Raw genomic sequence first — 7901 nt, 5'->3', positions numbered from 1 at the left:
GAGATGTTGAAGCCGGTTTCCACCAGCACTTCGTGGATGCGCTCCCACTCCAGCGTCTTGATCGAGGTCGAACGGTTGCTCAGTTCAATCTCGGCAGCGCCGGCGACATGGCCGAAAGCCGCCTCGATATCGTCGGTATTGGATGGTTTGGCCAGATACTGGCAGGCGCCAAGCTTGATCGCTTCCACCGCCGTGTTGATGCTGGCGAAACCGGTCAGCACCACAATCAGCATGGCCGGATCGTGCTTGTGCAGCATCTGTACGCAGGCTAGCCCGGAGGTGCTGTCGTTCAGCTTGAGGTCGACTACCGCATATCCCGGCGAATGCTGGCGCAGCAGCGCAGCGGCCTCGCCCAGGTTCGAGGCCAGCAGGACGGTGTAGTCGCGGCGCTCGAACGAACGGCCCAGGGTGCGCGCGAACGTGGCGTCATCCTCGATGATCAGCAGCAGACGGTCAGTCGCCATGTTCGGTATCCTGTTCAAGGCTGATCGATGCCAGCGGCAAAGTCAGCTGGACCAGCGCCCCGCCCTGCTCCCGGTTGCGCGCCGTCACGGTGCCGCCTAGCTTGCGGGCGACATTGACCACGAAAAACAGCCCGAGGCCGCTGCCTGGCCGTCCTTTGCTCGACTGGTAAGGCTTGCCCAGGTGCGCCAGCATGGCAGGTGCAAAACCGAGGCCGCTATCGCTCACCACCAGGGTCAGCGCATCGGCTTCCCGCGTTGCTTCCAGGCTGACCCACTGCGGCGAGGCTTCCAGCGCATTGTCGAGCACATTGCAGATCATCTGCTTGAGGGCGGAATCGAAAGCGACTGGCATATCCTGCTCTATCCGGTTTTCATAGGCAAACGAAACGATCGGCCGGGTTGCGCACCATTCCTTGGCCAGGTCGTTGAGGAAAGTGCTGATGGTGGTCTTCACCGACGATTCGCCGCGCGCCTCGCCGGCCGACAGCAGGATGCCGCTGACGATGCTCTTGCAGCGCTGCAGCTGGGCCTGCATCTCGCTGATTTCTTCCAGCAGTTCGCTGTTCTTGCTGAATTCGGGCATGCGCCGCCAGTCGCCCAGGATCACCGACAAGGTGGCCAGCGGCGTACCGAGTTCGTGCGCGGCGCCGGAAGCCAGCAGGCCCATGCGCACGATATGATCTTCCTCCGCCGCGCGCTGGCGCAAATCGGCCAGCTGGGCGGCGCCGGCGCGCAGGTTGCGGCCGATGCGGGTGATGAAAAACACCAGCAAGGCGGCATTCAGCACAAAACAGATCAGCAGACCTTCGACATACAGGCTGGACAAGCCGTTGCCATGGTCTGGCGGCAGCGCCAGCGGTTCGGAAAACAGCGACAGGCCGGCCAGGCAGGCGCTGGTGACGGCGACGATGGTCCAGGTCGACCAGGTTTCCAGCAGCACCGCGCTGAGGATCACCTGCAGCAGGAAAAGAAAGGCGAACGGATTGGTGATGCCGCCGCTGAAATATAGCTGGGCGGTGAGGATGCCGACGTCCACCAGCAGCGCCAGGAACAGCTCGCCGTTGCTGGCCACGCGCCGTTCATGCCAGCGCAGGTGGCTGGCGATGTTGAACGCTACCAGGCACGCCAGCACCTTCAGCATGTGCGGCAACGGCAGGTGGATGCCGAAACCGGCGATTACGAAGGCGATGGTGGTGATCTGCCCGATCACGGCGATCCAGCGCAGCTGGATCAGCTGCAGCATGTTCTTGTGGCCGGCAGCGCTTTCAACGCCGGCCGCTATCGTCCAGCGCCGTTTCAGATCGTCTGTATTTGCAAGAATATCGATTTTACTTGCCATCTTCACTTTCACGGCCGATCCCATCGGCATTGGCGGCAGCGCGTGGCGGAGAGCGCCGGCGCAGATTCCGCTCTTCCCGCCCTACCCAGAAACAGGCGCCCGCCACCATCAAGGCAAGAGCATACCAAGTGAGAGCATAAACCAGATGGTTATTGTGAAAGGCGATCACCGTCAGGCCGCCGACCGGACGGTTGCCGCCGGTGTCATGGCTGGCTGTAGCCACGTCTGCATCGATGAAATAAGGCGCTGCCGGCGATAGGCCGCGCGCCGAGGCAATCGCTTGCACGTCGCGCGAATACCAGCGGTCAGCCGCGGGATCATTGTGGCGCAGGAAACCGCCGCCCGGCTCGCTCATGCGCAGCAGCCCGCTTACCTCGGCGGGGCCGACCTCGGGTGTAGCGGGCTGGACGTCGGCCTTGGCCGGTACAAAACCGCGGTTGACCAGCACCACGCTGCCGTCCGCGCTGCGCAATGGCGTCAGCAGCCAGAATCCGCCGCCAAGTTCGGTCGAAGCCTGGACCCGGGCTGTCAGTGCGTAGAGGAAGGTGCCGCTGAGGCGCACGCGCCGGTATTCGTCGGCGTCGGCATTGATCTGCGGCCAGCGCCCGGGGCCGGGAGCGGCCACGGCCGGCGCGTGTACTCTTTGTTCAACCCGCTCGATCAGGTCGAGCTTCCATTGCAGGCGCTTGAGCTGCCAGGTTCCTAGTGCGGCGAAACCCGCGAACACCAGTCCGGCGCAGATGGCCAGCGCCAGCAGCACAGCTGTGGAGCGGACCCTTGGCGCAACCGGCGCTGCGCCTTGACCGTCCTTCACCATGCCGCGCGGCGCCTGTTTCATTGCATGTTTTGCATATGCTGCATATCTTGCATATTGTGCATTTTTGGCATGTCAGGCATTTTCTGCATCGATTCCGGCACCACTTCCGTGGTGTCGGGCATCATGCCCGGCATCATGTTGTGGTTCAGGTGGTACATCACCCATAACGAACCGCTGAGCATGATGAATACCAGCATGATCGTGAAGATCAGCGCCAGCATCGACCAGCCGCCTTCCGATTTGGTGTTCATGTGCAGGAAATACACCATGTGCACCACGATCTGCACGGCGGCGAAACCAAGCAGCACCAGTCCGGTGGTGCTGGACTTGTCGAATACCTTGGCCATCACCAGCCAGAACGGGATCGCGGTCAGGATCACGGCCAGCACGAAGCCGGTGGTGTAGCTTTTCAGGCTGCCGTGGTCGGCATGGGTGTGGCCGTGGTGACCATCGTGATCTCCGTGGCCGACGGCGCGCGCCGGGTGTTGTTGATGTCCGCCGCTCATGGCAAAACTCCCATCAGATAGACAAAGGTGAAGACGCCGATCCAGACCACGTCCAGGAAATGCCAGAACATCGACAGGCACATCAGGCGCCGGCCGTTTTCAGCGGTAAGCCCGTGGCGCTTGACCTGGAACATCAGCGTGACCAGCCAGACGATACCGAAGCTGACGTGCAGGCCATGGGTCGCCACCAGTGCGAAGAACGAGGTCAGGAAGCCGCTGCGCTGCGGGCCGGCGCCTTCGTGGATCAGGTGCACGAACTCGTACAGTTCGAAGCCGATGAAGCAGGCGCCGAGGATGCCGGTGACAGCCAGCCAGGCCAGCGTTGCGCCCTGGCGCTTGCGCTGCATTTCCAGCATGGCAAAACCGTAGGTGATCGACGACAGCAGCAGCAGCGACGTGTTGACTGCCACCAGCGGCAGGTCGAACAGTTCGGCGCCGGTCGGGCCGCCTGCATAGTTGCGGCCCAATACAGCGTATGTCGCGAACAGGCAGGCGAAGATCAGGCAATCGCTCATCAGGTACAGCCAGAAACCGAGCAAGGTGCCGTTTTCCGGATGATGTTCGCGGGTGTAGAAGCGCGCGCTCGGATCAGCCGCGCCGGTGGTGTTCATCGTGATATCAGACATGGCTAGCCAGCAATCGTGTGCGTTCACCCTCGGTGCGGACGACTTCGTCCGCCGAGATGTGGTAATCGCGGTTGTAGTTGAAGGTGTGGATGATGATGGCTGCCATCATCGCTGCAAAGCCGAGGCCGGCCACCAGCCACATGTGCCAGATCAGGGCAAAGCCGACGGCAGCGCTGAGCGCGGCGATGATGATGCCGGCCGCCGTGTTCTTCGGCATGTGGATGGAGACGAAATCCTTCTGCGGACGCGCATAGCCGTTGGCCTTCATGTCGGTCCAGGCGTCGTTGTCGTGCACCACTGGCGTGAAGGCGAAGTTGTAGTCCGGCGGCGGCGACGAGGTCGACCATTCCAGGGTGCGCGCGCCCCACGGATCGCCGGTGGTGTCGCGCAGCGATTCGCGACGGCGAAAGCTGACCACCAGCTGCACGATGAAGGAAGCGATGCCGAGCGCGATCAGGACAGCGCCGAAGGCGGCGATCTGGAACCAGATCTGCAGCGACGGATCTTCGAAGTGGCCGAGGCGGCGGGTCACGCCCATCAGGCCCAGCACGTACAGCGGCATGAAGGCGACGTAGAAACCGATGGTCCAGAACCAGAAGCAGCACTTGCCCCAGAAGTCGTCCAGCTTGTAGCCGAAGGCTTTCGGGAACCAGTAGTTGATGCCGGCAAACATGCCGAACAGCACGCCGCCGATGATCACGTTGTGGAAGTGGGCGATCAGGAACAGGCTGTTATGCAGCACGAAGTCGGCCGGCGGCACCGCCAGCAGCACGCCGGTCATGCCGCCGATGACGAAGGTGATCATGAAGCCGATGGTCCACAGCATCGGCAGCTCGAAGCGGATGCGGCCGCGGTACATGGTGAACAGCCAGTTGAAGATCTTGGCGCCGGTCGGGATCGAGATGATCATCGTGGTGATGCCGAAGAACGAGTTGACGCTGGCGCCGGAACCCATGGTGAAGAAGTGATGCAGCCATACCAGGTAGGACAGGATGGTGATCACCACGGTGGCGTAGACCATCGAGGTATAACCGAACAGGCGCTTGCTGCTGAAGGTCGAGACCACTTCCGAGAAGATGCCGAAGGCCGGCAGGATCAGGATGTAAACCTCGGGGTGGCCCCAGATCCAGATCAGGTTGACATACATCATGGCGTTGCCGCCCATGTCATTGGTGAAGAAGTTGGTGCCGACGATACGGTCCAGCGACAGCATGCCGAGCACGGCGGTCAGCACCGGGAAGGCGGCGACGATCAAGACGTTGGTGCACAGGGCGGTCCAGGTGAACACCGGCATCTTCATCATGTTCATGCCGGGCGCGCGCATCTTGACAATGGTCGCTATCAGGTTGATCCCCGATAGCAGCGTCCCTACCCCGGCAATCTGCAAGGCCCATATGTAGTAGTCGACCCCCACGTCCGGACTGGCGAGGATGCCTGACAGCGGCGGATAAGCCAGCCAGCCGGTGCGGGCGAATTCGCCCACGAACAGCGAAGCCATGACCAGCATGCCGCCGAAGGTGGTCATCCAGAAGCTGAAATTGTTCAGAAAAGGAAAAGCAACGTCGCGCGCGCCGATCTGCAGCGGCACCACATAGTTCATCAGGCCGGTCACCAGTGGCATGGCGACGAAGAAGATCATGATGACGCCGTGCGCCGTGAAGATCTGGTCGTAGTGGTGCGGCGGCAGGAAGCCGGCCGAATCGCCGAAGGCAAACGCCTGCTGGGCGCGCATCATCAAGGCGTCGGCGAAGCCCCGCAGCAGCATCACCAGGCCCAGCACCACGTACATGATGCCGATCTTCTTGTGGTCGATGCTGGTGAACCAGTCGCGCCACAAGGTGCCCCAGACCTTGTAATAGGTCAGCGCGCCAAGCACTGCTGCGCCGCCGATGGCGACCATGAGGAAGGTCGCGATAAGAATCGGTTCGTGGTAGGGAATCGCTTCCCAGGTGAGACGGCCGAAGATCAGCTTGGTCAGATCAATATGGTCTAGCATCGTTACTTTCCGGTGAAAAAGGGAAACGTGGCGCACACAGTGGCGCCACTGCTGGCAGAACGGAGCACTGCCGGCTCTTGTTGCGAATGGTTATTCATGGTGTTTGGCCGGGTCTTCGGCCTGGTGTCCAGCCATGTTGTGGCCGCTGTCGGCCGCCATCATCTGGTCCATGCACATCTGGCCCGGTTCGATGCAGCGGTTAAGGATGGCGTGGTACAGGCTCGGATCGACAGCGCCGTAGTAGCGCACCGGCTCCTTCTCGCTCGGCTTTTCGAGCTGCAGGTAGTCGGCGCGGTCCAGCTTGCCGCTGGCTGCCTTGGTGGTCTTTACCCAGTTCTCGAAATTCTCCGCGGTCATGCCGTGGAACTTGAATTTCATGTCGGAAAAGCCGGCGCCACTATAGTTGGCGGAGAAGCCGTCGTATTCGCCCGGCCGGTTGATCACCGCGTTCAGGGAGGTCTGCATGCCCGGCATGGCGTAGATCTGGCCGGCCAGCGCAGGAATGAAGAAGGAATTCATGATGGCCGACGAGGTGATCTTGAAACGGATCGGCATGTCGACCGGCGCAGCCAGCTCATTGACGGTGGCGATGCCTTGCTCCGGATAGATGAACAGCCATTTCCAGTCCAGCGCCACCACTTCTACCGTCAGCGTCTTGGTGTCGGCCGGAATCGGGCGGTTCGCATCCAGGCGCGACAGCGGCCGGTAGGGATCCAGGGTATGGGTGCTGATCCAGGTCAGCAGGCCAAGGGCGATGATGATGAGCAGCGGCGCGCCCCAGATCACCAGCTCGAGCTGGGTCGAATGGTCCCAGTCGGGTTCATAGCGTGCAGCGGTATTGTTTTTACGGTAGCGCCAGGCAAACCAGATGGTCAGCGCAATCACCGGAACGATGATCAGCAGCATCAGGATCGTGGAAACCACGATGAGGCGGCCCTGCTGGGAGGCGATATCGCCAGACGGATTCATCACCACCGTGTTGCAACCAGCCAACAAAATGAGGGGAAGGAGGAGCAATCCACGCCGAGATAAGAGGGAAACCATAGAGTAAAAGTACCGTCGAAGCTATCAGATTGTGATAATGTACACTGACTGGTATGCGTTGGCGATTGGACGTTTTGTCCTACCCTACACTCATAACATCGGGAAGGGTTCGACACGGCTGGTTGGCATGGCCAGTATTAACAGAAACCCACTAGAGACAATATTATGATGACGAGCACCCATAGCCACAATGGCGAAGTTTCCGCTGATTTCTCGTCGCATTCAACCATCAATGATGCGCAGAATGCCAAACCAGACTCCATCGCCCCCGGCGAGATCGCTATCGGCGTAGTTATAGGCCGTGCGTCTGAATATTTCGACTTTTTCGTGTACGCCATGGCTTCGGTGCTGGTGTTTCCCTCGGTGTTCTTCCCGTTCGAGCAGCAGCTGGAAGGCACGCTTTACGCATTCGTGATTTTTTCCTTTGCCTTTTTGGCAAGGCCTTTCGGCACCGTGCTGTTCATGGCGATCCAGCGCCGCCTCGGGCGCGAAGTCAAATTGACGGCGGCGCTCTTCATATTAGGCATCTCTACCGCCGGGATTGCGTTCCTGCCAACATACCAGCACCTGGGATTTTACGCCATCGTCTTGCTGGCGCTGCTGCGCATCGGCCAAGGCATTGCACTGGGCGGCTCCTGGGACGGCCTGCCCTCGCTGCTGGCGCTGAATGCGCCGCAAAACCGGCGCGGCTGGTACGCCATGCTGGGCCAGTTGGGGGCGCCGGTAGGTTTCATGATCGCCGGCGGCCTGTTTGCCTACTTGCTGTCGAACCTGACCACCGAAGATTTCCTCGACTGGGGCTGGCGCTATCCGTTCTACGTGGCGTTCGCCATCAACGTCGTCGCCCTGTTCGCCCGCCTGCGCCTGGTGTCTACCCCGGAATATGCCCGTTTGCTTGACGAGCGCGAGCTGGAACCGACCAATGCCCTGGAAATGACCCGTTCGCAAGGACGCAACGTCATCATCGGCGCCCTGGCAGCCCTGGCCAGCTACGCCCTGTTCCACCTGGTGACCGTGTTCCCGCTGTCCTGGATCACTCTGTATTCGATGCGCTCCGTGAGCGATTTCCTGATCATCCAGGTCATCGGCGCCGCGCTCATGGCGCTGGG

8 protein-coding genes are annotated in these 7901 nt (G+C 61.1%); 1 reads left to right on the top strand and 7 read right to left on the bottom strand.

Annotated features, from left to right (window positions below; genetic code table 11):
• The 7 genes from JWQ61_RS10290 to cyoA all read right to left on the bottom strand — a co-directional run.
• A partial coding sequence (locus tag JWQ61_RS10290) for a response regulator transcription factor (RefSeq protein ID WP_304360450.1) occupies window positions 1–464 on the bottom strand: 464 nt, incomplete at its 3' end.
• Complete coding sequence (locus tag JWQ61_RS10285; RefSeq protein WP_304360449.1) at window positions 454–1803, bottom strand: ATP-binding protein; 1350 nt, start codon at window positions 1801–1803, stop codon at window positions 454–456. The genes JWQ61_RS10290 and JWQ61_RS10285, both read right to left, overlap by 11 nt.
• Window positions 1793–2641, bottom strand: coding sequence for an SURF1 family protein (locus tag JWQ61_RS10280; protein WP_304360448.1), 849 nt, complete (start codon window positions 2639–2641; stop codon window positions 1793–1795). The genes JWQ61_RS10285 and JWQ61_RS10280 overlap by 11 nt, the downstream gene beginning before the upstream one ends.
• Window positions 2638–3126: a cytochrome o ubiquinol oxidase subunit IV gene (gene cyoD / locus JWQ61_RS10275; protein ID WP_304360447.1), complete on the bottom strand. Its 489-nt coding sequence runs from the start codon at window positions 3124–3126 to the stop codon at window positions 2638–2640. The genes JWQ61_RS10280 and cyoD overlap by 4 nt, the downstream gene beginning before the upstream one ends.
• Window positions 3123–3752, bottom strand: a complete 630-nt coding sequence (gene cyoC, locus JWQ61_RS10270) for a cytochrome o ubiquinol oxidase subunit III (protein WP_304360446.1) — start codon at window positions 3750–3752, stop codon at window positions 3123–3125. Before cyoC ends, cyoD begins: the two co-directional genes overlap by 4 nt.
• Window positions 3745–5748: a cytochrome o ubiquinol oxidase subunit I gene (cyoB, locus tag JWQ61_RS10265; protein WP_304360445.1), complete on the bottom strand. Its 2004-nt coding sequence runs from the start codon at window positions 5746–5748 to the stop codon at window positions 3745–3747. Before cyoB ends, cyoC begins: the two co-directional genes overlap by 8 nt.
• 90 nt (window positions 5749–5838) lie before the next feature.
• Complete coding sequence (cyoA, locus tag JWQ61_RS10260; RefSeq protein WP_304360444.1) at window positions 5839–6792, bottom strand: ubiquinol oxidase subunit II; 954 nt, start codon at window positions 6790–6792, stop codon at window positions 5839–5841.
• 168 nt (window positions 6793–6960) lie between these two features.
• Here cyoA and JWQ61_RS10255 point away from each other — a divergent pair.
• Window positions 6961–7901 (top strand): MFS transporter (locus JWQ61_RS10255; protein WP_304360443.1); only part of this gene is annotated, 941 nt, incomplete at its 3' end.

Origin of the sequence: Collimonas fungivorans, from assembly GCF_028292705.1 — a bacterium.
Taxonomy (GTDB): domain Bacteria; phylum Pseudomonadota; class Gammaproteobacteria; order Burkholderiales; family Burkholderiaceae_D; genus Collimonas; species Collimonas fungivorans_B.
This window is presented reverse-complemented; position numbering and strand designations above follow the sequence as displayed.